At 71.2% G+C, this 22,835-nt stretch carries 21 protein-coding genes and 2 tRNA genes; 13 read left to right on the top strand and 10 right to left on the bottom strand.

The features are described 5' to 3' along the window. Window positions 1–32: 32 nt before the first annotated feature. Window positions 33–105 (top strand) — tRNA-Glu (locus tag F1721_RS16730). Window positions 106–780: 675 nt separating this feature from the next. Next, a tRNA-Glu gene (locus tag F1721_RS16725) sits at window positions 781–853 on the top strand. A gap of 139 nt (window positions 854–992) precedes the next feature. Here the strand turns inward: F1721_RS16725 and F1721_RS16720 are convergent. Beyond that, a complete protein-coding gene (locus tag F1721_RS16720) occupies window positions 993–1,694 on the bottom strand; it encodes an IclR family transcriptional regulator (RefSeq protein ID WP_170301514.1) in 702 nt (233 codons plus the stop codon). A gap of 88 nt (window positions 1,695–1,782) precedes the next feature. On the opposite strand from F1721_RS16720, the gene leuC reads away from it, so the two are divergent. The 3 genes from leuC to F1721_RS16705 all read left to right on the top strand — a co-directional run bounded on the left by leuC (window position 1,783) and on the right by F1721_RS16705 (window position 4,938). Further along, a complete protein-coding gene (gene leuC, locus F1721_RS16715) occupies window positions 1,783–3,186 on the top strand; it encodes a 3-isopropylmalate dehydratase large subunit (protein WP_150067625.1) in 1,404 nt (467 codons plus the stop codon). A 224-nt stretch (window positions 3,187–3,410) separates the two neighbouring features. Next, entirely contained in the window at window positions 3,411–4,013 is a 603-nt protein-coding gene (gene leuD, locus F1721_RS16710; protein ID WP_150067624.1) for a 3-isopropylmalate dehydratase small subunit, read from the top strand. A 232-nt stretch (window positions 4,014–4,245) separates the two neighbouring features. After that, window positions 4,246–4,938, top strand: a complete 693-nt coding sequence (locus F1721_RS16705; protein WP_150067623.1) for an HU family DNA-binding protein — start codon at window positions 4,246–4,248, stop codon at window positions 4,936–4,938. Window positions 4,939–5,336: 398 nt separating this feature from the next. Here the strand turns inward: F1721_RS16705 and F1721_RS16700 are convergent, their stop codons facing one another. The 3 genes from F1721_RS16700 to cofC all read right to left on the bottom strand — a co-directional run bounded on the left by F1721_RS16700 (window position 5,337) and on the right by cofC (window position 9,460). Next, a complete protein-coding gene (locus tag F1721_RS16700) occupies window positions 5,337–6,341 on the bottom strand; it encodes an NUDIX hydrolase (protein ID WP_150067622.1) in 1,005 nt (334 codons plus the stop codon). 38 nt (window positions 6,342–6,379) lie between these two features. Beyond that, complete coding sequence (locus F1721_RS16695) at window positions 6,380–8,668, bottom strand: RNA degradosome polyphosphate kinase (protein WP_150067621.1); 2,289 nt, start codon at window positions 8,666–8,668, stop codon at window positions 6,380–6,382. Window positions 8,669–8,797: 129 nt separating this feature from the next. Beyond that, entirely contained in the window at window positions 8,798–9,460 is a 663-nt protein-coding gene (gene cofC, locus F1721_RS16690) for a 2-phospho-L-lactate guanylyltransferase (RefSeq protein WP_246155040.1), read from the bottom strand. 112 nt (window positions 9,461–9,572) lie between these two features. Between cofC and F1721_RS16685 the strand changes: the two genes are divergently transcribed. From F1721_RS16685 to F1721_RS16670, 4 genes are all read left to right on the top strand, one after another. Continuing rightward, window positions 9,573–10,349 (top strand): lysophospholipid acyltransferase family protein, encoded by a 777-nt coding sequence (locus F1721_RS16685; protein ID WP_150067620.1) that lies wholly within the window; start codon window positions 9,573–9,575, stop codon window positions 10,347–10,349. Next, window positions 10,336–11,343 (top strand): NAD(P)H-dependent glycerol-3-phosphate dehydrogenase, encoded by a 1,008-nt coding sequence (locus tag F1721_RS16680; RefSeq protein WP_150067880.1) that lies wholly within the window; start codon window positions 10,336–10,338, stop codon window positions 11,341–11,343. The genes F1721_RS16685 and F1721_RS16680 overlap by 14 nt, the downstream gene beginning before the upstream one ends. Window positions 11,344–11,478: 135 nt before the next feature. Beyond that, on the top strand, window positions 11,479–12,585 hold the full coding sequence (locus tag F1721_RS16675) for a cystathionine gamma-lyase (protein ID WP_150067619.1): 1,107 nt from the start codon (window positions 11,479–11,481) through the stop codon (window positions 12,583–12,585). Window positions 12,586–13,163: 578 nt separating this feature from the next. Continuing rightward, complete coding sequence (locus F1721_RS16670; RefSeq protein ID WP_150067618.1) at window positions 13,164–13,646, top strand: cysteine dioxygenase; 483 nt, start codon at window positions 13,164–13,166, stop codon at window positions 13,644–13,646. Window positions 13,647–13,674: 28 nt separating this feature from the next. On the opposite strand, the gene F1721_RS16665 is transcribed toward F1721_RS16670, so the two are convergent. Next, entirely contained in the window at window positions 13,675–14,085 is a 411-nt protein-coding gene (locus F1721_RS16665; RefSeq protein WP_150067617.1) for a GNAT family N-acetyltransferase, read from the bottom strand. Next, window positions 14,082–14,759 (bottom strand): pyridoxamine 5'-phosphate oxidase family protein, encoded by a 678-nt coding sequence (locus F1721_RS16660; protein ID WP_150067616.1) that lies wholly within the window; start codon window positions 14,757–14,759, stop codon window positions 14,082–14,084. The genes F1721_RS16665 and F1721_RS16660 overlap by 4 nt, the downstream gene beginning before the upstream one ends. 45 nt (window positions 14,760–14,804) lie before the next feature. Between F1721_RS16660 and pdxR the strand changes: the two genes are divergently transcribed. Together pdxR and F1721_RS16650 are read left to right on the top strand one after the other, a co-directional pair. Continuing rightward, a complete protein-coding gene (gene pdxR, locus F1721_RS16655; protein WP_150067615.1) occupies window positions 14,805–16,211 on the top strand; it encodes a MocR-like pyridoxine biosynthesis transcription factor PdxR in 1,407 nt (468 codons plus the stop codon). Window positions 16,212–16,434: 223 nt separating this feature from the next. Beyond that, on the top strand, window positions 16,435–17,526 hold the full coding sequence (locus tag F1721_RS16650; protein ID WP_150067614.1) for a D-alanine--D-alanine ligase family protein: 1,092 nt from the start codon (window positions 16,435–16,437) through the stop codon (window positions 17,524–17,526). Between the two features lie 48 nt (window positions 17,527–17,574). Here the strand turns inward: F1721_RS16650 and F1721_RS16645 are convergent, their stop codons facing one another. From F1721_RS16645 to F1721_RS16635, 3 genes are all read right to left on the bottom strand, one after another. Then, window positions 17,575–18,282, bottom strand: a complete 708-nt coding sequence (locus tag F1721_RS16645; RefSeq protein ID WP_150067613.1) for a metallophosphoesterase family protein — start codon at window positions 18,280–18,282, stop codon at window positions 17,575–17,577. Between the two features lie 21 nt (window positions 18,283–18,303). Continuing rightward, complete coding sequence (locus tag F1721_RS16640) at window positions 18,304–18,837, bottom strand: DUF3515 domain-containing protein (RefSeq protein ID WP_342782933.1); 534 nt, start codon at window positions 18,835–18,837, stop codon at window positions 18,304–18,306. Window positions 18,838–19,017: 180 nt separating this feature from the next. Continuing rightward, window positions 19,018–19,251, bottom strand: coding sequence for an Lrp/AsnC ligand binding domain-containing protein (locus tag F1721_RS16635; RefSeq protein ID WP_150067879.1), 234 nt, complete (start codon window positions 19,249–19,251; stop codon window positions 19,018–19,020). 97 nt (window positions 19,252–19,348) lie between these two features. Between F1721_RS16635 and F1721_RS16630 the strand changes: the two genes are divergently transcribed. Beyond that, complete coding sequence (locus F1721_RS16630; RefSeq protein ID WP_150067611.1) at window positions 19,349–20,314, top strand: thiamine-phosphate kinase; 966 nt, start codon at window positions 19,349–19,351, stop codon at window positions 20,312–20,314. A gap of 65 nt (window positions 20,315–20,379) precedes the next feature. Here F1721_RS16630 and F1721_RS16625 read toward each other — a convergent pair whose 3' ends face one another. Then, the gene (locus F1721_RS16625; RefSeq protein WP_150067610.1) at window positions 20,380–21,714 is read right to left on the bottom strand and encodes an MFS transporter; all 1,335 of its coding nucleotides are present in this window, start codon (window positions 21,712–21,714) and stop codon (window positions 20,380–20,382) included. A gap of 363 nt (window positions 21,715–22,077) precedes the next feature. On the opposite strand from F1721_RS16625, the gene F1721_RS16620 reads away from it, so the two are divergent. After that, complete coding sequence (locus tag F1721_RS16620; protein ID WP_150067609.1) at window positions 22,078–22,752, top strand: uracil-DNA glycosylase; 675 nt, start codon at window positions 22,078–22,080, stop codon at window positions 22,750–22,752. Window positions 22,753–22,835 lie beyond the last annotated feature (83 nt).

Raw genomic sequence — 22,835 nt, 5'->3', positions numbered from 1 at the left:
CGGCACTGCCGAGCGGAAGATCGCTCAAGCGTGGTCCCGTCGTCTAGCGGCCTAGGACGCCGCCCTCTCAAGGCGGTAGCGCGGGTTCAAATCCCGTCGGGACTACAAGGGTGGGAGGGCCCTGTCTACGGAAGGCGTAGACAGGGCCCTTTCCGTTTTTGTATTGGGGGGCCGAGCCCCCCAAGCCCCCCACGGTGCGGGGGTTGCTTTCGAGTGCTCCTTGCGAGGGGTTCGTACCCGGCCTGCTCACGGACCAGCCGTATCGCGGAGCCGTATCGCGGGTGTGGTCGGGTGTTGCCTTTCCGGCTTCTCCGGGAGGGGGTGGTGGGGTTGCAGTTTCGATTGAAATTGGCTCTGCTCGGTGCCGGGGGTTCGTCGAGGGCGGTGCCAATTTCGATTGAAACTGCACTGCGCGAGGCGACCACCTACCGCTTTGAACACTGCCGATCCCGTGCGTTGCGGGACTTCTCCTTGGCGGCTCCGGCCGGTGTCACCGCTGATCCTTCGGTGTCGCCACCGCTTCTCCCGATGTCATCGCCGTCCACCGGCGTCACCACTGCTCTTCCGGTTGTCGCCTGCGGCTGTCTTGGTGGGGCGTCGTTGTGTGTGATGCGGGCCTCTGTTGGGCTCGGCTGCGCCTTCGCGGCCAGGTTCGGGGTGGTGGGGCTTGTTCTTCGGTTCTCGTTGCCGCGTTGGTGCAGGTCCGGGGTGTTGTTTGGGGTTGGAGGGGGGTGGGTGTTCTGGGGGTTCTCGGGTGTTGTAGAGTTCTTGTCGTAACGCGGTCCCGTCGTCTAGCGGCCTAGGACGCCGCCCTCTCAAGGCGGTAGCGCGGGTTCAAATCCCGTCGGGACTACAGGTGGAGGGCCCCATCTGCGGTGAGCGCAGGTGGGGCCCTTTTCGTTTTGCGTCGGGTTGGGCTCATGCCCCCTCGGTGTTCGGTTGGGGTGGCGGTGCGGGGTTTCCGCACCGCTCCTGGTGCTTCTGCTTCGTTGTTACAGGCGGTTCTGGAGGGCGTCCGCTGCTGCTAGGAGGTCTGCTGCCCAGCGGGCTCCTGGGCGGCGGCCCATTCGGTCGATCGGGCCTGAGACCGAGATCGCCGCTACTACCGCTCCTTGGGCGTCCTTGACGGGGGCGCTCACGCTCGCCACGCCGGATTCCCGTTCCGCCACGCTCTGGGCCCAGCCCCGGCGGCGGACCTCCATGAGGGTTCGTTCGCCGAAGACCGCCTCCGCGAGGACCGCTCTTTGGGTTGCCGGGTCCGCCCAGGCCGCCAGGACCTTCGCTCCCGAGCCCGCCGTCATCGGGAGGGCCGTGCCCACCGGGACCGTGTCGCGGAGGCCGCTGGGAGGTTCTGCGGTCGCGATGCACAGGCGCTGCATGCCGTCCCGGCGGTAGAGCTGGACGCTTTCGCCCGTGATGTCCCGGAGTTTGGGCAGTACTGTGGTCGCTGCCTCCAGCAGCGGGTCCACCGCTCCGCCGGCCAGCTCCGCGAGGGCCGCGCCCGGGCGCCAGCGCCCGTCCGAATCCCGGCGCAGGAGGCGGTGCACCTCCAGGCCCACCGCCAAGCGGTGCGCCGTCGCCCTCGGCAGGCCCGTGCGGCTGCACAGTTCCGCGAGGCCGCACGGTTCGTTGGCAACGGCCTGCAGAACGGCCACCGCCTTGTCCAGTACTCCGATGCCGCTATGCTGTCCCACGTACCGATACTAGCTTCCCGGCATCTGGGAAGTCCACTCTGTGGGAAGACCCGTTCCGGGGTCTCGGCAGGCTCGACTGGGAGCAGCGATGGGAAAAACGCTCGCGGAGAAGGTTTGGGACGCGCACATCGTGCGCCGCGGTGAGGGGCACGAGCCAGACCTGCTCTACATCGATCTCCACCTGGTGCACGAGGTCACCAGCCCGCAGGCCTTCGAGGGGCTGCGGCTGGCCGGCCGGAAGGTGCGCCGCCCCGACCTGACGCTGGCCACCGAGGACCACAACGTGCCCACCACCGGGATCGACCTGCCGATCGCCGACCCGGTGTCGCGCACCCAGGTCGACACCTTGCGGAAGAACTGCGCGGAGTTCGGCATCCGGCTGCACCCGATGGGCGACGCGGAGCAGGGCATCGTGCACGTCGTCGGTCCGCAGCTCGGGCTGACCCAGCCCGGCACCACGGTGGTCTGCGGCGACAGCCACACCTCCACGCACGGCGCGTTCGGCGCGCTGGCCTTCGGCATCGGCACCTCCGAGGTCGAGCACGTGCTGGCCACCCAGACGCTGCCGCTGAAGCCGTTCAAGACCATGGCCATCAACGTCGAGGGCACCCTGCGGCCAGGAGTGACCAGCAAGGACGTGATCCTGGCCGTGATCGCCAAGATCGGCACCGGCGGCGGGCAGGGCTACGTGCTCGAGTACCGCGGCGAGGCGATCCGCCAGCTGTCCATGGAAGCCCGCATGACGATCTGCAACATGTCGATCGAGGCGGGCGCCCGGGCGGGCATGATCGCGCCGGACGAAACGACTTTCGAGTACCTGAAGGGACGTCCGCACGCCCCGCAGGGCGCCGAGTGGGACGCCGCCGTCGAGTACTGGAAGACGCTGCGCACCGACGACGACGCCACATTCGACGCAGAGGTCACGCTCAACGCAGACGAGCTCACGCCTTTCGTCACCTGGGGCACCAACCCGGGCCAGGGCCTGCCGCTGGGCGAGCGGGTGCCGGACCCGGAGCAGATCGCCGACGAGGGCGAGCGCTTCGCCGCGGAGAAGGCGTTGGCCTACATGGGCTTGGAGCCGGGCACCCCGCTGCGCGAGGTGTCGGTCGACACGGTGTTCCTGGGCTCGTGCACCAACGGCCGCATCGAGGACCTGCGCGCCGCCGCGGAGGTCCTGAAGGGCCGCAAGGTCGCGCAGGACGTGCGGATGCTGGTGGTGCCGGGCTCGATGAAGGTCCGCAAGCAGGCGGAGTCCGAGGGGCTGCACGAGGTTTTCACCGCCGCCGGCGCGGAATGGCGTTCGGCCGGTTGTTCGATGTGCCTGGGCATGAACCCGGACCAGCTCACCCCGGGCGAGCGCAGCGCGTCGACCTCCAACCGCAACTTCGAGGGCAGGCAGGGCAAGGGCGGCCGCACCCACCTGGTCTCCCCGCTCGTCGCCGCCGCCACCGCCGTGCGCGGCACCCTGTCCTCGCCCGAAGACCTCGACTGAAAGCTGACATTGAACTCACCTTGCGTAGCGGTGCCGGTAGCGGAACCTCAGCGTCCGCCTGGACTGCGGGTGCCCAGCCTTATGTATGCCAATACACGGCGGCTGGGCCGTCCTCGCCAGGCGAACGCTGAGAACCCGCGGCGGTGCCGGCTGCGGGGGTGGGCTAAGCGGCTGCGCCGCTTCAAAGACAGCCGCTCTCAGAGCGCTCATAAGGAGCAGTGACGATGGAACCGTTCAAGACGCACACCGGGGTCGGCGTCCCGCTGCGCCGGTCCAACGTGGACACCGACCAGATCATCCCGGCGGTCTACCTCAAGCGGGTCTCCCGGACCGGCTTCGAGGACGCCCTGTTCGCCGCCTGGCGGGGCGACCAGGACTTCATCCTCAACCAGGAGCCGTTCCGCAACGGCAGCGTGCTGGTGGCCGGTCCCGACTTCGGCACCGGGTCCTCCCGCGAGCACGCCGTGTGGGCGCTGAAGGACTACGGCTTCCGGGTGGTCATCTCCAGCCGCTTCGCCGACATCTTCCGCGGCAACTCGGGCAAGCAGGGCCTGCTGGCGGCCCAGTGCGAGCAGTCCGATGTGGAGCTGCTGTGGAAGCTGCTGGAGAACGAGCCCGGTACCGCCGTGACGGTGGATCTGGAGCAACGGACCGTGCACGCCAAGGATCTCACCGTGGCCTTCAGCATCGACGACTACACCCGCTGGCGGCTGCTGGAAGGGCTCGACGACATCGGCCTGACCCTGCGGCACGCCGAGACGATCGACACTTTTGAGCAGTCGCGGCCGAGCTTCAAGCCGGCCACCCTGCCCGCCCCGCAGGGCTGATCGCGCGCTCCCCGGATGGCGGATTCCTTCTGCGGTGCAAGGAAAATCCCGCCATCCGGGGCACAACTGAACAGTTGCTCCACGAGCACTGCGGCCCCGTTGCCCGGACACGAATGCCCGCGCCCTGAACGAAAAAATGGGGCGTGGCGATTGGCATTTGTTTATCCGGGGCTTTACCGTTGACATTGAGTCGGCCCAACGGGGCCGTTGTTGTGTCCTGGGAGGGACTGAAGTGAACAAGGCCCAACTCATCGAGGCTCTGGCAGAACGCCTCGGAGACAAGAAGACCGCCAGCCAGGCTGTGGAAAACGTCGTGGACATCATCGTTCGCAACGTCAACAAAGGCGAGAAGGTCAACATCACCGGCTTCGGGGTTTTCGAGAAGCGGGCCCGTGCTGCGCGTACCGCCCGCAACCCGCGCACCGGTGAGGCCGTGAAGGTCAAGAAGACCAACGTCCCCGCCTTCCGCGCCGGCACCCAGTTCAAGGAAGTCGTGGGCGGGCAGCGGAAACTGCCGCGCCAGTCCTCGGTCAAGGCGGCCACCACCCGCGGTGCCACCACCCGGACCGCCACCGCGACCAAGGCTGCCGCCGGCACCAAGGCCAAGGCCACCACCACGCGCGCCGCTGCGACCAAGACCGCCGGTCGCACGACCGCGAAGGCCGCCACCACCAAGGCGACCGCCACCAAGGCGACCAAGGCCACCACGAAGGCCGCGGCCACGAAGGCCACCGCCACCAAGGCTGCGCCGAAGCGGACCACCAAGGCCACCACGGCCAAGGCGAGCACCGCGAAGGCCACCACGGCGAAGGCCACCCCGAAGCGGGCGAGCACGGCCAAGGCCAGCACCACCAAGGCCGCGGCCAAGACGACCCGTCCGGCGACCAAGAAGGCGACGACTACTCGCAAGTCCACCAAGAAGTGAGTGCTCGCCCCAGCAGCGAGCACCAGTGGACCGAGCGGGCGGTGATCTGACCCCGGGCAACGGGGTGGGATACCGCCCGCTCTTCGGCCAGGTCGCCCCCCGACCCGCGAGGCGGGGAGGCGGTTCCGCCGAGTGGTGCGGCGTCCGGGTGCGACACCGCGCAGGACGCCCGCCCGCAGTGCGTTCGGGGTTGAGCGGGCCGTGGCCGCCGGAGAACCGGCTAGCCGCGCCCGAGCCCCGGTGGGCGGCGCGCGACGCCCACACGGCGCGATCAGCGCCGAACAGCGGCACGAGACCGCTGCTTGCCGGAGCCGGGGCGTCGGCGAATCCGGACGCCGACGCTTCCGACCCGCGAACCGGCCGGGATCCCGGCCGCCGCCGCGCGAATCAGCGCCCGGTCAGGGAATCGGGTCCGTCAGGTAGTCCGCCGCGACCAGGTGCAGCTGCGGCGCGCTGCCGTTGCCGGTGACCGGGGTTCGGCGGAAGCTCAGCGTCCAGACGCTGCCCTTGCGGCTGGCCACCTCGCCCGGGCGCAGCCCCGGCCGACCGCTCAGCGCGCCGGAATCCGCCAGCCGCGCCACCAGGTCCGGGATCACGCCGCCCTGGCTGCACACCAGCGCCGGTCCGGTCCCGGCCGCCACCCGCAGCATCCGCGCCACCGCGGCCGCCGGGTCGGCCAGGTAGCCCTCCTCGGAGAACAGCGGCTCGGTGCCGATCCCGATTCCCAGGTCCGCCGCAATCGGCGCCACCGTCTGCTCGCAGCGCAGCCGGGGCGCGGAATAGACGCGGACCGGTCCGAACAACGGCAACAGCGAATGCAATGCGTCCCGCTGCTGCTGCCCCGCTTCGGTGAGCGGGCGGAGCACATCGTCCCCGGCCCATTCGGATCGTTTGCCCGCTTTAGCGTGGCGGACCAGCAATACCGTCGCCAACTCCGCGGGCAGTTCTTCGAAGGCGTCCAGCACGCGCCCGTCGTGCGGATAGCTGAGCAGTTCGCGCGCCGCGGCGGCGGGCAGCCACCGGAGTTCGTCCACTTCGCCGTTCGGGGCGAACGCCCCGCCGTTCGCGCGGGCGGCGAAGTAGTCCACGACCTTCGGCGCGGTGCCGCCCGGGGCCGGGACCGCGTAGGTCACCCGGGTGAGGAACCGGGACAGCACGCAGGAAAACCCGGTCTCCTCGGCGACCTCGCGGGCCGCGGCGTGCGCGGGCAGCTCGCCGGGGTCGAGCTTGCCCTTCGGCAGCGACCAGTCGTCGTAGCGCGGGCGGTGCACCACCGCCACCTCCGGACCACCGGGGCCGTCGCGCCACAGCACGGCTCCGGCGGCCCGCACCGTGCGGCCGGGAGCATCAGTCGGTTCGCCGTCGATCGGCTCGGAAGCCGGCTGGTTCTCGGTCACGCTCATCGTCCTGAAGCACTCCAGCGCTCGGGTCCGGTAACGGTCTACGAGACCTTCGCCCCGTGCAAGCGCAGCATCTCCACCTGGTGGTCGCGGACCTGCTCGCCGCTGCGCGGGGACGCCTCCCAGTCGCCCTTGGCGTTGAGCACCCAGCAGCGGGTCGCCGGGTGCAGCGCCGAGTCGAGCATCGCGTCCAGCTGGGCGGTCAGCTTCGGATCGGTGACCCGGACCTGGGTCTCGATCCGGCGGTCCAGGTTCCGGTGCATCATGTCGGCGCTGCCGATCCAGTGCTCGTCGATGCCGACGAAGTGGAACACCCGGGAGTGCTCCAGGAACCGGCCCAGGATGGACCGCACCTCGACGTTCTCGCTGAGGCCCTCGACACCGGCCTTGAGCGAGCAGATGCCGCGCACCACGACCTGCACCGGCACCCCGGCCAGCGACGCCCGGTACAGCGCGTCGATGATCTGCTCGTCGACCAGCGAGTTCACCTTCATCCGGATGCCGCACGGCAGGCCCTGCCGGGACCGCTCGATCTCGGCCTCCACGCGCTCCACGATGCCGTTGCGGATGCCCTGCGGGGACACCAGGATTCGGCGGTACTCGCCGTGCCGGGCGTAGCCGGTGAGCACGTTGAACAGGTCGGTGAGGTCGGCGCCGATCTCCGGGGAGGCGGTCAGCAGCCCCAGGTCCTCGTAGATCCGCGCGGTCTTCGGGTTGTAGTTGCCGGTGCCCAGGTGGCAGTAGCGGCGGATGGTGGAGCCCTCCTGGCGCACCACCAGCGCGGTCTTGCAGTGCGTCTTCAACCCGACCAGGCCGTAGACCACGTGCACCCCGGCGCGCTCCAGGGTGCGCGCCCACTGGATGTTCGCCTGCTCGTCGAACCGGGCTTTGAGCTCCACCAGCGCCACCACCTGCTTGCCCGCCTCGGCGGCGTCGATGAGCGCGTTGACGATCGGCGAGTCGCCGGAGGTCCGGTACAGGGTCTGCTTGATGGCCAGCACGTGCGGGTCGGCCGCGGCCTGCTCGATGAACCGCTGCACCGACGTGGAGAACGAGTCGTAGGGGTGGTGCACCAGCACGTCGCCCTCGCGCAGCGTGGAGAAGATGCTCTTGGGCGTCTGGCCCTCGGCGAACGCCGGGTGCGTCGCGGGCACGAACGGCGACTCCTTGAGGTCCGGCCGGTGCAGCCGCTCCAGCTGGAACAGGCAGGACAGGTCCAGCAGGCCCTTGACCTCCACCACGTCGTGCTGGTCGACCTCCAGCTCGCGCAGCAGGAGTTCCAGCATGTTCTCGCTCATCGTGTCGGTGACCTCGAGGCGCACCGGCGGCCCGAACCGGCGGCGCGCCAGCTCCCGCTCCATGGCCTGCAGCAGGTCCTCGTCGCGGTCCTCCTCGACCTCCAGGTCGGCGTTGCGGGTGACCCGGAAGATGTGGTGCTCGGCGACCCGCATGCCGGGGAACAGCTTCCCCAGGTGCGCGGCGATGAGCTCCTCCAGCGGCAGGAAGGTGGCGCGCTCGGTCTCCCGGTCGGACTCGACGCGGATCAGCCGCGGCACGTTGTCCGGCACCTTCACCCGGGCGAAGCGCCGGATCCCGGCGTCCGGGTCGGCGACGGTGACCGCGAGGTTCAGCGACAGCCCGGAGATGTACGGGAACGGGTGCGCCGGGTCCACCGCGAGCGGGGTGAGCACCGGGAAGATGTGGTCCTCGAAGTAGCGGGTGAGCTTCTCCTGGTCGGCGGTCTCCAGCTCCGACCAGTTCTGGATCCGGATGCCGTGCGCCTCCAGCTCCGGCAGCAGCTCGTCGAGGAAGACCCGGCTGAGCTTCTCCACCAGGTCCTGGTTGCGGGCCGCGATGCGGGTCAGCTGCTCGTGCGGGGTGAGCCCGTCGGCGCTGCGCACCGACAGCCCGGTCTCCTCGCGGCGCTTCAGCCCGGCGACGCGCACCATGTAGAACTCGTCCAGGTTGGACGCGAAGATCGCGAGGAACTTGGCGCGCTCGAGCACCGGCTGCGACGTGTCCTCGGCGATGGCCAGCACCCGGGCGTTGAAGTCGAGCCAGGACAGCTCGCGGTTGAGGTAGCGGTCCTCGGGCAGGTCGGTGGAGGCCGCTGCGCGCGTCACCGCGGGTGGCGCGGAGGGGACGCGGGCACCTTCGGAGTTCGGGTTGCCGTTCCGCCGCGACGCCGCCGGGGTGGTGGCAGCGCTCGGGTCACCGGCGCGACGTGCCGGGCGCGGTGCGCGGCGCGTGGACCGGCCAGTGGTGGTTCGCTTGGCGGGCTGCTTGGCCCGGCCGGTGCTGTCGGTGCTCACCCGTCCATTGTCGCTCATCGAACCGGTTCAGCCGATGTCTGTGAAAAGAGTTCATGGTCGTTTCGCATCACGGTCGCACCCGTGGTGCTGATTTGCGCGGTTCGGGCCGATTTCGCGCGGAATCAGCGGTTCGCCCGGGGTGTTCCGCTACGCGATCGCCGCCGCGGTTCGCGGGCCGAGGCCGAGGGCGCGGGCGGCGGCCAGGTCGTCCTCGGTGTCGACGTCGCAGCGCAGCGAGTCCCACGGGCCGAGGAGCGGTTTGGCCCCGGACTCGGCGTGCGCGTCGGCCGAACCGGGGCCGAAGTGCGGATCCAGCGGTCGCCCCGGCTCGGCCAGCAGCAGCGTGGTGCCGGTGCCGTGCCGGTCCGGGCAGAACGAGCGGTCCGCCCCGGCGGCGCGGAGCGCGGCCGCGAGGTCGTCCGGCCGCAGCGCGGGCAGATCCGCCTGCAGCGCACCGATCCGGGCCCCCCGCGGGCTGAGCTCGGTGTCGCCGTGCCGCAGCGCCGGGTTCAACCCGGCCGCCGGGACGTCGGCCAGCACCTCCACGCCCGCGGCGGTGAACTCGGCGGTCAGCCGCGGGTCGGAGGTGATCACGACGACGTCGGCGACGCCCGCTGCGCGGCGCGCGGCGGCCACTGTGTCCAACGCCACGGCCGCGACCAGCTCGGCGTGCGCGGCCGGGAGGCGGGCACCGCCGCTGAGCAGCCGCGACTTGGCCAGGTGCAGCGGTTTGATCGGCACGATGAGGTGCACCGCAGGGCAGTCCTGCTGCGGGAACCGGCGGCTCGGCCGGTCGTCGTTGGCGGTCACGCACCCATCTTCCCGGCTCGGTCGACGGGGCCGCGGAACCGACTGGTTGCCGGTGCGCGGCCGGGCTCGGGGTAACTTTGCGGGCGCTCGCGAGGAGAGATGAGGAGATGCCGTGGCGGAACCGAGGAGCCTCCGGCGCCAGCGGAGGAAGACCAGCGAGAAGGCGCGGGGCACGGGCAAGTTCTGGCTCGGCCTGGCCCGCGCGGTGTTCTACCCGCTGACCGCCGCGCTGGCCCGCACCGAGGTGCGCGGGCTGCACAACATCCCGGCCGACGGACCGGCGCTGGTGGTGCTCAACCACGTCTCCCACCTGGACCCGGTGTTCGACGCGGTGACCGTGCACCGCGCCGGGCGGGTGCCGCGCTTCCTGGCCAAGCACACCCTGTGGAACGTCCCGGTGCTCAAGAACGTGCTGGTCGGCGTGGAGCAGATTCCGGTCTACCGCGGCACCGCCGACGCGCAGAAGAGCCTGCGGGACGCGCACGAGGCGCTGGAGCGCGGCAAGACGATCGTGATCTACCCGGACGGCACCATCACCAAGGACCCCGACGGCTGGCCGATGACGCCGAAGGTCGGGGTGGCTCGGCTGGCGCTGGCCCACGACATCCCGGTGATCCCGGCCGCCCGCTGGGGCACCAAGGAGATCTACAACCACTACACCAAGCGCTTCCGCCCGTTCCCGCGCAAGACAGTCAAGTTCGCCTTCGGCGAGCCGCTGGACCTGTCGGCCTACCGCGGCATGGAGCACGACGGGCAGGCGCTGCGCGAGGTCACCCACCTGGCCATGCGCCGGGTGCGGGACATGCTCGGCGAGATCCGCGACGAGCAGCCGCCGACCGAGTTCTACAGCTCCGCCCGCAAGAAGCGGGACGATGATGGCGCGGCCTGAGCGGATCGCGGTGCTCGGCGCCGGATCCTGGGGCACCACCTTCGCGAAGGTGCTCGCCGACGCGGGCAACGACGTCGTCCTGTGGGCCCGCCGCGCGGAGGTCGCCGAGGCGATCAACGGCTCCCGCCGCAACGCGGGCTACCTGCCGGACGTGCGCCTGCCGGAGTCCTTGCGCGCCACCGACGACGCGGCCGCCGCGGTGCACGACGCCGACGTGGTGGTTTTGGCGGTGCCGAGCCAGACGCTGCGCGAGAACCTCGCCGGTTGGCAACCGCTGCTGCCCGCGGACGCGACGCTGGTGAGCCTGGCCAAGGGGGTGGAGCTGAGCACCCTCAAGCGGATGAGCGAGGTCATCGCCGAGGTCGCCGACGTGCCGATGGAGCAGGTCGCGGTGGTGTCCGGGCCGAACCTGGCCAAGGAGATCGCCGCCGAGCAGCCGACCGCGACCGTGGTGGCCTGCGCCGACCACGACCGCGCGATCGCCCTGCAGCACGCCTGCTCGACGCGGTACTTCCGGCCCTACACCAACACCGACCTGATCGGCATCGAGATCGCCGGGGCGTGCAAGAACGTGATCGCGCTGGCCTGCGGCATGGCGGTCGGCCTCGGCTTCGGGCACAACACGATGTCCTCGCTGATCACCCGCGGCCTGGCCGAGACCACGCGGCTGGGCGTCGCGCTGGGCGCGGACCCGATGACCTTCGCCGGGCTCGCCGGGCTGGGCGACCTGGTGGCCACGTGCATGTCGCCGCTGTCGCGCAACCGGACCTTCGGCGAGCGCCTCGGCCGCGGCGAGACCCTGGCCCAGGCGCAGGAAGCGGCCCACGGCCAGGTCTCCGAGGGCGTCAAGTCCTGCTCGTCGATCCGCCAGCTTGCGGCCCGCCACGGCGTGGAGATGCCGATCACCGACGTGGTGCACCGCGTCTGCCACGAAGGCCTGCAGCCCGGCCCGGCAGCGGCGGAACTCCTCGGCCGCGAGCGCAAGCCCGAGTGATCTTGTTGATTCCAGCGGCTGGTTTGCGTGGCGGTGCCGGTGGAGCGTTGCGCGGGCTCGGGACGTGCGAGTGTTTGGGGCGGCGACCGATGGCGTTCGCCGGGATTGTCGGCCAAGTGAAGTGGTAGGTGAGCTGTGAGCAAGTCCGATCTCGGCGACGGCACGCGGTGCGTGCGGGGCGGGCACCCGGAGCCGGTCAGCGGGACCCCGATGCTGCCGGGGCCGGTGTTCGCGGCTCCGTTCCACCTCGGCGAGGACTTCCAGGGCGGGGACTTCTACGGGCGGGCGGGCAATCCCACCTGGCGGGCGCTGGAAGCCGCGATCGGTGAGCTCGACGGCGGGCACTGCCTGCTGCTGCCCTCGGGCATGGCCGCGATCAGCACGGTGCTGCGCGCGCTGCTGCGGCGCGGCGACGCGCTGGTGCTGCCCAGCGACGGCTACTACGCGACCCGGCAGTTCGTGCGCGACGAGCTGACCGAGCTGGAGCTGGACGTCCGGGAGATCGGCACCCCCGGCCCGTGGACCGACGACGTCTTCGCCGGAGCACGCCTGGTGCTGCTGGAAACCCCGTCGAACCCCGGGCTGGACGTGTGCGACATCGCGGAGCTCGCCGAGCGCGCGCACCGGGCGGGCGCGCTGCTGGCGGTGGACAACACCACGGCGACGCCGCTGGGGCAGCGCCCGCTGGAGCTGGGCGCGGACATCGTCATCGCCAGCGACACCAAGGCGTTGGCCGGGCACAGCGACCTGCTGATGGGCCACGTCTCGGTGCGCGACCCCGAGCTGGCCGAGCGGCTGGTGCGGGCGCGGACGCTGTCCGGCTCCATCCCGGGGCCGTTCGAGACCTGGCTGGTGCACCGCAGCATGGGCACCCTCGACCTGCGCCTGGCGCGGCAGGCCGAGAACGCCGCCGCGCTCGTCGCGGCGCTGCGCGGGCACCCCGCGATCTCCGGCCTGCGCTGGCCCGGCGCGCCCGACGACCCGTCGCACGATCTCGCACGGCGGCAGATGCGCCGCTGGGGCGGGGTGTTCCGGTTCGAGCTCGCCGACGCGGCCGCGGTGGACGAGTTCGTCCGGCGCAGCGAGCTGGTGGTGGCGGCGACCAGCTTCGGCGGCCTGCACAGCACCGTCGACCGCCGGGCCCAGTGGGGCGACCCGGTGCCCGAGGGCTTCGTCCGCTTCTCCGCGGGCTGCGAGGACCCCGACGACCTGGTCGCAGACGTCCTCCAAGCCCTCAGCTGACAGGACCGCCGCGATTTCCATTGAGGTTTTTCCAACCTCGTTCTGAGCGGCGGTGCGGGTGGCGGAACCTCAGCGCCCGCCTGGCTGTGGGTGCCCTGACTTGTGTATGCCGATACACGGCGTCAGGGTCGTCCTCGCCGGGCGAACGCTGAGAACCCACGGCGGTGCCGGTTGCGAGGGTGGGTTATGCGCCTGCGGCGCATGCGACACCTGCCGGCCGGTGCCGGTCGCCCTTCGCGGCTGCGGTCCACGGGCAGGATGCGATTTCAATGGAAATCGGACACCTGATTTCCATTGAAATCGCGCCAACGGCGGTGGGGTGTGGGGTGGGGCACACTCCGTGGTGTGAGATCTCGCCGGGGCGTGTTGACGCGGGGTTGGCGGGGCTGGTTGAGTTCGGGGCATGTTGTTGCGCGCCATGACCGGACGGCGGGGTCACATCGACCTCCACCGCGTCGCCAGCGCGCTCTGTTCGTGTTCTTCGTGCTGATCGATCCCAGGTAATCCCCCGGGTGCTGCTGCGCGCCGTCGTGCGCCGGTGCCCGGGATCCGCGCCCGATCCCGAAGGACTTCCGCACGTGTTCGCCGTTCCGCCGAATACCCTCGCCGCCGCTGCCGATCTGACCTCCGCGCACCCGGTCCGCATCGCCCGGGAGCTCGCCGCCGACCGCGGTTCGTGGACGCACCTGCTGCGCTACGACCCGGACCAGCGCTGGTTCGGCCTGCTGGCCCGCACCGAGAACTACGAGGCCTGGCTGCTGAGCTGGCTGCCCGGCCAGCGCACCGAGCTGCACGACCACGGTGGCGCCACCGGTGCCTTCACCATCGTCTCCGGCGACCTCACCGAGCGCGTCGTGCGCGGCGGGACCACCGAGGTGCTGCACCAGCTGACCGCCGGGCAGTCCCGCGTGTTCGGCCCGGACTACGTGCACCAGGTGTCCAACACCGGCGCGGACCCGGCGGTGAGCATCCACGTCTACCGCCCGGTCCGCTCGCCGATGACGACCTACGCGCACGACCCGGTCACCGGTCTGCACCCGGTGGGCACCCACTTTGGCTGAGCGGCACCGTCCACAGCGGACGGTGTGGTCACGCCTTGGTGAAGTGGAACGACGAGATGGCGAAGCCGGACGTCAGGTAGCGGCGGTGGGCCTCGTGCCGGTGGGTGCCGGAGTCGAGGTGCACCTGGTCGGCGCCGAGCCGCAGCGCTTCCTCGTCGATCCACGCCAGCAGCGCGGCCGCGTGGCCCTTCCGCCGCGCGCTCGGCGCGGTGACCAGGTCGTCGACGTAGATGTGGTGGCCCCAGGCGAAGCACAGCCCGGACCGGAACCCGGCCACCGCAGCGACCTCGCCGCCGTCGAAGGCGGCGATCATCCGGTAGCCCTGCCCCCGCTGCTGCTTCGCCTGGGCCAGGAAGTCCTCCAGCGAGCCCAGGTTCGGGCGCAGCTCGCGCAGGACCGGGTAGGCGGGGGTGAAGTCGTCGAGCTCGCGGATCGTCATGCCGAGCACCTCCGCTCCAGCACGTGCGCCGGGACCTCGAACCCCGGCGCGAGGTCGCCGGACGGTTCCGGTGCACCCCACCGCGTCTCCAGCGGCAGAACCCCGGCCCACGCCTTGTTCGCCTCGACGTCCTCGGGTTCGTCGTTGGGACCTTCGCCGCGCATCTTCACCGCGGCCTCGGCGAGGTCGAGGGCGATGACGGCGGTCGCGGCCAGCTCCCGCTTGTTCGGCTGCCGCGCGTGCTCCCAGGACCCGGGGGCCAGGTGCTCGGTGATCACCTGCAGCGCCCGCCACTTCTCGTCGGGATCGGTGACCTGGCGCGGGCGGCCGTGGATCACCGCGGACCGGTAGTTCACGGAGAAGTGGAACGCCGAGCGCGCGTAGACGATGCCGTCGAGGTGGGTCACCGCGACGCAGATCTCCGGCTCCTCGGCGGCTTCCCGCAGGCTCCGCGCGCCCGTCGAGCCGTGCAGGTAGAGCGTCTCGCCGCTGCGGCCGAAGCCGGTGGGCAGCACTCGCGGCGCGCCGTCGACCACGATGCCGAGGTGGCAGATCAGGGCGGCGTCGAGCACGGCGTGCAGCTCGCTGCGGTCGGTTCGGGCGCGCTTGCTGCCGCGGCGGATGGTGGACCGTTCGGTGGTGGAGAGCTGTGGGGTCACGGGCACCAGGATCATCCGGCAAGTGGCATTATCGAAGTGCCAATCGGGGAGAATTCCGAAATGCCACATGCCGTACCCGCGAGCTCACCGCTGCTGGAGCTCGCCATCGACCTGCGACGCGACGATCCGCGACCGCTCGCCGTCCAGCTCGCGGACGCCCTCCGGCACGCGGCGACCGTCGGCCAGCTGCGCGGCGGCGACCGCCTGCCGTCCACCCGCGCGCTCGCACGACACCTGGCGGTGAGCCGCACGGTGACGGCTGCCGCCTACGAGCAGCTGCACGCCGAGGGCTGGATCGCCGGGCGGCACGGGTCGGGAACGTACGTCACGACGAGCCCGCCCGGTGCGCAGGTCGGAACACCGAACGGTGCCAACCTGGGCGCGCGGGAACCGCAGGAGCCGAACGTGGAGCTGACGGCCGGTGTGCCGTGGGCCGAGGGCATCGACCGGGCGGCGTGGCGGCGGGCCTGGCGCGCGGCGGCCGACGTGGCTCCGGACCTGAAGCGGCACCGAGCGGGCGTGCCCGCCTACCGGGAAGCCGTCGTCGAACACCTGCTGCGGCACCGCGGTCTCGTGCTCGGCGGGCTCACGGTCGACAACGTCCTGGCCACCGGGGGCACCACCGCTGCGGTCATCGAGCTGGCGTCCGCCGTGCTGGAGCCGGGCGACGCGATCGCCGTGGAGGAGCCCGGGTACCAGCGCGCGGTCGGCGCGTTGAAGTCGCTCGGGGTGCGGGTCGTCCCGGCGCGGGTGGACCACGCCGGGATCGTGGTCGACGCCATCCCGTCGGGCGTGCGCGGGGTCTACTGCTCCCCGGCGCACCAGTTCCCGATCGGCGGCCGGTTGCCCGCGGAGCGCCGGATCGCGCTCGTGGAGCGGGCGCGCGCCGAGGGGTGGCTGATCGTCGAGGACGACTACGACGGGGAGCTGCGCTACGACGTCGCACCGCTGCCGGTGCTCGCGTCGATGGCCCCGGACGTCGTGGTCCACCTGGGCACCACGAGCAAGATCATCTCGCCGACGCTGGGCGTGGGCTGGATGCTCGCCCCGGACCGGGTCGTCTCGGCCGTGGTGGAGTACCGCGAGCTCACCGGCACGAGCCCGGCGCCCGCGGGCCAGCGCGTGCTGGCGGAGTTCGCCCGCAACGGAGACCTCGGGCGGCACCTGCGCCGGTTGCGGCGGGAGCTCTCGCAGCGCCGCGCGCTGGTCGTGGACGGCCTGGCGGCCGAAGGCGTGGAGGTGTTCGGCGACCGCGCGGGCGCGCACGTGGTGCTGCCCCTGCCGGACGCCGCGACCGAGCAGCGGGTGGTCGCGGAGGCGGGGGAGCGCGGGCTGGTCATCGACGGCCTGCGGCGCCACCACTGCGGGCCCCAGCAGTGGTTCGGCCTGGCGCTCGGGTACGCCGCGTGCTCGCGGGACGACCTGGTGCGAGCGCTGCCGATCGTCGCCCAGCTGTGCCGTCCCTGAGCGTCCGGGACCGCAGTTTCAATTGAAACTGTGATTGGACGTGGGGGAAGACCGCAGTTTCCGCTGAAACTGTGATCCTCCGCGCCGGAGGTGGCGGTCGGTGCGAGGAGGCGGGACGGGGCTGCTCGCGGGCGGGATACGGCTGGTCGCGGTAGGTGCTGGGGCGCGGGGGAGGGCGCAGGTTGTGAAACGGGCACCCGGTTCGGCAGGTATGGTCCGGCGCATGACACAGCGCAAGACCCGGGTGGCGGTCGTCTTCGGCGGGCGCAGCACCGAGCACGGCATTTCCTGCGTGTCCGGCGGCAGCGTCCTCGCGCACCTGGACCAGGACCGCTTCGAGATCGTGCCGGTCGGCATCACCCGCGAGGGTGCCTGGGTGCTGGGCACCGACGACCCGAAGCAGCTGGAGATCCGGGACCGCAAGGAGCCCGCGGTCGAGTCCGGCACAGCCATCGCGCTGCCCGGCGACCCCACGCGGCGCGACCTGGTGCTGCTGGGCCCGGAGCGGGGCGGCGAGGTGCTGTCGTCGGTGGACGTGGTGTTCCCGGTGCTGCACGGCGCTTTCGGCGAGGACGGCACCATCCAGGGCCTGCTGGAGATGGCCGACGTGCCCTACGTGGGGCCGGGCGTGCTGTCCAGCGCGGTGTCGATGGACAAGGAGTACACCAAGAAGCTGCTCGCCGCGGAGGGCCTGTCGGTCGGCCGCTACGAGGTGCTGCGCCGCGACCAGTCCACACTGGACGACGCGCAGCGGGAGCGGCTCGGGCTGCCGGTGTTCGTCAAGCCCGCGCGCGCCGGGTCGTCGCTGGGCATCAGCAAGGTCACCGACTGGGCCGACCTGGACGCCGCGATCGCCGAGGCGCGGCGCACCGACCCCAAGGTGATCATCGAGTCCGCGGTGGTCGGGCGCGAGATCGAGTGCGGCGTGCTGGAGTTCCCGGACGGCCGGATCGAGGCCTCGCAGCCCGCCGAGCTGCGGGTGACCGGTGAATCCGACTGGTACGACTACGAGTCCAAGTACCTCGACGACGTCACCGAGTTCGACATCCCGGCCAAGATCGGCGACGACGCGATCGAGCAGCTGCGCTCGGACGCGGTGCGCGCCTTCCGCGCGCTGGAGTGCCAGGGCCTGGCGCGGGTGGACTTCTTCCTCGCCGAGGACGGCGAGCTGATCGTCAACGAGGTCAACACCATGCCGGGCTTCACGGCGATCTCGCTGTACCCGCGGATGTGGGCGCACAGCGGCGTGGACTACCCGACCCTGCTGAGCACCCTCATCGACACGGCGATCGCCCGCGGCACCGGGCTGCGCTGACCCGACCGGCCCCGGCCTCCCGCCTGCGGGGACCGGGGCCGTTCCACGTCAAGCGGCGTGGTGGAAGGTCGTGGTGACGGTGCCGTCGTCGCCGATGCGGTGCAGGGCCATCCCGGGTGCACCGCCGAACATGAGCGGTCGGCGGTCCGGGTCGACGGCGAGCTCGGACGCGACGCCCGGAGCGCCGAGCACCGGCACCCCGGCCAGCGACGACACCAGCGGCGTGTGCACGTGGCCGGACAGGACGGCCACCACGCGCGGGAGCCGCCCCAAGAGCCCCACCAGGGCCTCGGGGTTGGTCAGCGGGATCGCGTCGACGTAGGAGTGGCCGATCAGGACCGGCGGCTGGTGCAGCGCCAGCACGACCTGGTGCGCGCCCCGCGCGGCGGCTTCAGCGGCCTGCGCCGCGTCGTCGCGGAGGAAGCCGTGGTCCTCGCCGGGCACGGTGACGTCGAGCCCGATCACGCGCACGTGCCCCGCTTCGAGGACGGGGCAGCGGTCCTGCCGCAGCTCGGCGCGGAGGGTGGCCGGGTGGTCGTGGTTGCCCGGGATGGCGAGCCACGGCGGCCGGTCCGCCATCACCTCGGCGAAGGCGCGGTACTCCGCGGGTTCGCCGTGATCGCTGATGTCGCCGGTCGCCACGATCGCATCGGGGCGGCGCGGCGCGGCCAGGTCGAGCACCTGCCGCAGCCGCTCCGCGGAGGCGGGGTCGGCGGTCAGGTGCGGATCGCTCACGTGGAGCAGCGTGGCACTCATGATCGCCACGCTAGCCCCGGATCAGGGGAAGACCGGCTGCTTGGGGAGCTTCTCGCGCAGGATCGCCGAGAGGTCCTGCAGCGGACCGGTCCCGGTGCCGCCGGGGACGCTCAGCGCGACGTAGACCGGGCGGTCGACCGCCAGCCACGAGGTGTCGCCGCCCTGGTTGATCTCCAGCCAGCTCACGCCGGAGACGTCGACCAGCTGCGAGGTGGGCGTCAGCTCGGCGGGCGCGTCGATTCCGCAGCGCACCGTGATCGGGTCGTGCTCCGCATCGCCCCACGCGATCGTCGCGGCGGGCGCGGGCTGCGCCACCTCGCGGCGCGGGACCGCGGCGTCGCCGACCTTCAGCTCGCGCGGCAGCGCGCCGATGACCGCGGCGCACTCCGCCGACTCCGCCTCCGGCGCGGGGATCGGGGCGAGGGCCAGCGGACCCGTGCGGCGGGCCTGCTCGGCGGCCTCCGCCGCCTGCTGCTCCTGTCGGGCGGTGTACCAGCCGTAGGTGCCGATTCCGGCGACCGCCAGGGCGAGGAGTGCTCCGAGCGTGATCGCCACGATCAACACCGGCCGGGGCACTCCGGTCGCTGATTGGTGAACCACGTCGTCCACTACAGCACGGCCGCCGTCGTCGCTGGACACCGGCCTGTGCACGTCCTCCGGGGATGAGGGGCACCCTCGGATCCCGTTGAGCCGCAGCCCGCACGGGACCGGAGGGTGCTCGTCACCGCCGGAAGGTCAGAGGTGCACCACCGGGCAGGTGAGGGTGCGGGTGATGCCTTCCACGTTCTGGATCTTGGCGACGACCATCTTGCCGAGCTGGTCGACGTTGTCCGCCTCGGCGCGCACGATCACGTCATACGGACCGGTGACGTCCTCGGCGCTGATGACGCCCTGGAAGTCCTTGATCTCGCCGGCCACCGCAGCGGCCTTGCCGACTTCGGTCTGGATGAGGATGTAAGCCTGAACCACGGCGTGCCCCTTCGTCTTGCCGATGTGCTCGGGGTAGGAAACTGGCAGAAAGCTACCCCATCGGACCGAGCGGATGCTCAAGGAAGGAAGGTCCCAGTTGGGTCCTGATTCGTCGCAGGACGCACAGACCGTTTCCCAGTTGGGTGAGTTCGGTCTCATCGATCGAGTGACATCGGGGCGGGCTCAGTCACCCGGCACGTTGCTCGGACCGGGGGACGACGCCGCGGTCATGGCGGCGCCGGATGGGCGGGTGGTGGCCACCACCGACGTGCTGGTCGAGCAGGTGCACTTCCGTTTCGACTGGTCCACGCCGCACCAGGTGGGGCGCAAGGCGGTGGCGGTGAACCTCTCCGACATCGCCGCGATGGGCGCGGTGCCCACCGGACTGCTGGTCGGGCTGGGCTGCTCCCCGGACATGCCCGCGGACGTCGTCGACGAGCTGCTCGACGGCATGTGGGAAGAAGCACAGCAGGTCGGCATCAGCATCATCGGCGGGGACATGGTGTCGGCGACCTCACTGACGATCTCCGTCACAGCGCTCGGCGACCTGCAGGGCCGGGCCCCGGTGACCCGCTCCGGCGCGCGGCCCGGCGACGTGGTCGCGGTGGCCGGGCGGCTGGGCTGGTCGGCGGCCGGGCTGGCGGTGCTGGGGCGGGGCTTCCGGTCACCGGTCGCGGTCGTCGGCGCGCACCGCGTCCCGGAGCCGCCGTACTCGGCCGGGCCGCAGGCGGCGCTGGCCGGTGCGACGTCCATGGTGGACACCTCGGACGGGCTGCTGGCCGACCTCGGCCACATCGCGGCGGCCTCGCAGGTCGCCATCGACGTCCGCACCGAGCAGGTGGAGGTCCCGCAGCGGCTGACCGAGGTCGCCTCCGCGCTCGGCGCCGACGCCCGGCACTGGGTGCTCACCGGTGGCGAGGACCAGGCGCTGATCGCGACGTTCCCGGCCGGTCAGGAGCTGCCGGAGGGCTGGCGCGAGATCGGCGTGGTCGCCGAGGGCGCGGGCGTGACGGTGGACGGTGCGGAGTACGAGGGGCCGAGCGGCTGGGAGCACTGGCGGTAGCCCGCGACGAGACGGCAAAGAGCCCCGGCGCGCCGCAGCGCACCGGGGCTCTTCCGCTGTGCGGGTCAGCTCGTCGAGGACTTCGCCGGGGACGGCGCGTCCTGCATCAGCGGCTGCCGCGCGGTCTCCTTCATCAGCAGGATCGGCACCAGGGCCACCAGCGCCGCCGCCATCAGGTAGAACGCCGGGAAGAAGGTGTTCCCGGTGCTCTTGACGACCGCGTCGTTGACCAGCGGCGCGGTGCCGCCGAAGGCCGCGGTGGAGATGTTGTAGCCGATGCAGAAGGCCGCGTAGCGGACCTTGGTCGGGAACATCGCGGGCAGCGTCGCGGCCAGCGGGCCGATCAGCTGCACGTGCCCGATCGCCAGCAGCCCCAGACCGCACACCGTGGTCAGCACGGTGCCCTGGGAGATCAGCATGAACGCCGGGATGGGCAGCACCAGGAAGCAGATCGCCGCGGACAGGAACAGCGGCTTGCGGCCGATCCGGTCCGACAGCGCGCCGACCGGCGTGATGATCACCATCATGAAGACCACGGTGAGCAGCAGCGGCACCAGCACCTGGTACTCCTGACCGTCCGGCACGTTGAGCGTGTCCTTCAGGTAGGTCTCCATGTAGGTCAGGATCGTGTAGTTCGCGATGTTGATCAGGACCACGATGCCCATCAGGATCAGCAGCTGCCGCCACCACTCCTTGACCAGGTCCTTCAGCGGCGACTTGGCGACCTGGTGGTTGGCCTCCAGCTCCTTGAACGCCGGGGTGTCCTCCAGCTTGCTGCGCAGGTAGAGGCCGACGCCGCCGAGCGGACCGGCGATCAGGAACGGAATGCGCCAGCCGCCGTCCTCCATTGCCTGGGTGCCCATGGTCAAGATCAGGATTGTCGGCACCAGGGCGCCCAGCCCGAATCCGGCGAGGGTTCCGAATTCCAGCCAGCTGCCCCAGAAACCGCGCTTGCGGTTGGGCGCGAACTCGGCGATGTAGGTGGCCGCGCCACCGTATTCACCGCCGGTGGAGAAGCCCTGCAACAACCGGCACAGGAGCAGCAGCATCGGGGCGAAGATCCCGATGGCGTCGTAGGTCGGCAACAATCCGATGACGAATGTGGAGCCCGACATCAGCAAGATCGTCAGCGCCAGCACCTTCTGCCGCCCGATTCGGTCGCCGAGCGGCCCGAAGAACAGGCTGCCCAGCGGCCGGAACAGGAACGAGATGGCGAAGACGCCGAACGCGGAGACCGTCTCCAGCGGGCCGGGGAAGAACTGGTGACCGATGTAGACCGCGACGTAGGCGTATACGCCGAAGTCGTACCACTCCGTGCAGTTTCCGATTGCGGCGGCGCCGACCGCGCGGCGCAGCAGTGACCGCTGTTCGGGCGATGTTTCGGTTTCCTGCGAAGTCATGAGTTTGCGGCCCACCTCCGGGTCATGCCGTCCACGGCCGTGGTCGATCGACAACTTCGCCAGAACCTAGCCGAGTGGCCACTTGCAGGCCACCAAATGACCGTGATCGGCGCATTCCGATGGTATTTCCTTTATGCAAAGCGGCGCCGTTCCGGCGCCCGGAACGGCGCTCCGGTGGGTCGCGGATTTGACAGCCGAATTCGCCGGATGACAGGCGAAGATGACACCTTCGGGTGACGGCCGTTTGGCGGTCGTGGGCAATATCGCAGCAAGTGTTACTTCGATCGTGTGTGATGTGCATCACGTTGACGGGATCTCGGGGGTGTCGGCGGTCGATCTCGGTCGCTCGCTAGGGTGCTCTGCATGACCGCGCGTCCACTGCACGAACTCGTAGAGGCCGGGTGGGCCGAAGCGCTCGCCCCGGTCGCCGAGCAGGTCAAGGCGATGGGCGAGTTCCTGCGCGCCGAGGTCGCCGCGGGACGGCAGTACCTTCCGGCGCCCGAGCACGTCCTGCGCGCGTTCCAGCAGCCGTTCCACGAGGTGCGGGTGCTCATCGTCGGCCAGGACCCGTACCCGACGCCCGGTCACGCGGTGGGCCTGAGCTTCTCGGTCGCCCCCGGCGTCGCGCCGCCGCGCAGCCTGGTCAACATCTACCGCGAGTACACCGAGGACCTGGGGCACCCGCTGCCCACCAGCGGTGACCTGACGCCCTGGACCGAGCGCGGCGTGCTGCTGCTCAACCGGAGCCTCACGGTCGAGCCGCGCAAGCCCGGCTCGCACCGCGGCAAGGGCTGGGAGCAGGTCACCGCGCAGGCCATCCGCGCGCTGGCCGCCCGCGAGACGCCGATGGTGGCGATCCTGTGGGGCCGCGACGCGCGCGACCTGCGCCCGCTGATGCCGGGCGTGGACTGCGTCGAGTCGCCGCACCCCAGCCCGATGTCGGCCGACCGCGGCTTCTTCGGCTCGCGGCCGTTCAGCCGGGTCAACGAGCTGCTGGCCGCCAAGGGCGTCGAGCCCATCGACTGGAAGCTCCCGTAGCGGCGTTTTCGCAGGTCGCGCCGTATGGATTTCGGTTCCGCCCAGTCGTACATTGACCCTTGCCGGAAGTTGCGCTCGGGGCG

Source organism: Saccharopolyspora hirsuta (genome assembly GCF_008630535.1).
Classification (GTDB): Bacteria; Actinomycetota; Actinomycetes; order Mycobacteriales; family Pseudonocardiaceae; genus Saccharopolyspora; species Saccharopolyspora hirsuta.
The sequence above is the reverse complement of the archived record's forward strand: the minus strand, read 5'-3'. Positions and strand labels throughout refer to the sequence as shown.

Excerpts from the sequence above, each read along its gene's own strand:
- leuC (WP_150067625.1), top strand. The coding sequence starts at position 1,783 with ATGGGAAAAACGCTCGCGGAGAAGGTTTGGGACGCGCACATCGTGCGC.
- leuD (WP_150067624.1), top strand. The coding sequence starts at position 3,411 with ATGGAACCGTTCAAGACGCACACCGGGGTCGGCGTCCCGCTGCGCCGG.
- F1721_RS16700 (WP_150067622.1), bottom strand. The coding sequence starts at position 6,341 with ATGAGCGTGACCGAGAACCAGCCGGCTTCCGAGCCGATCGACGGCGAA.
- F1721_RS16695 (WP_150067621.1), bottom strand. The coding sequence starts at position 8,668 with ATGAGCGACAATGGACGGGTGAGCACCGACAGCACCGGCCGGGCCAAG.
- F1721_RS16680 (WP_150067880.1), top strand. The coding sequence starts at position 10,336 with ATGGCGCGGCCTGAGCGGATCGCGGTGCTCGGCGCCGGATCCTGGGGC.
- F1721_RS16665 (WP_150067617.1), bottom strand. The coding sequence starts at position 14,085 with ATGACGATCCGCGAGCTCGACGACTTCACCCCCGCCTACCCGGTCCTG.
- F1721_RS16660 (WP_150067616.1), bottom strand. The coding sequence starts at position 14,759 with ATGATCCTGGTGCCCGTGACCCCACAGCTCTCCACCACCGAACGGTCC.
- pdxR (WP_150067615.1), top strand. The coding sequence starts at position 14,805 with ATGCCACATGCCGTACCCGCGAGCTCACCGCTGCTGGAGCTCGCCATC.
- F1721_RS16650 (WP_150067614.1), top strand. The coding sequence starts at position 16,435 with ATGACACAGCGCAAGACCCGGGTGGCGGTCGTCTTCGGCGGGCGCAGC.
- F1721_RS16645 (WP_150067613.1), bottom strand. The coding sequence starts at position 18,282 with ATGAGTGCCACGCTGCTCCACGTGAGCGATCCGCACCTGACCGCCGAC.
- F1721_RS16625 (WP_150067610.1), bottom strand. The coding sequence starts at position 21,714 with ATGACTTCGCAGGAAACCGAAACATCGCCCGAACAGCGGTCACTGCTG.
- F1721_RS16620 (WP_150067609.1), top strand. The coding sequence starts at position 22,078 with ATGACCGCGCGTCCACTGCACGAACTCGTAGAGGCCGGGTGGGCCGAA.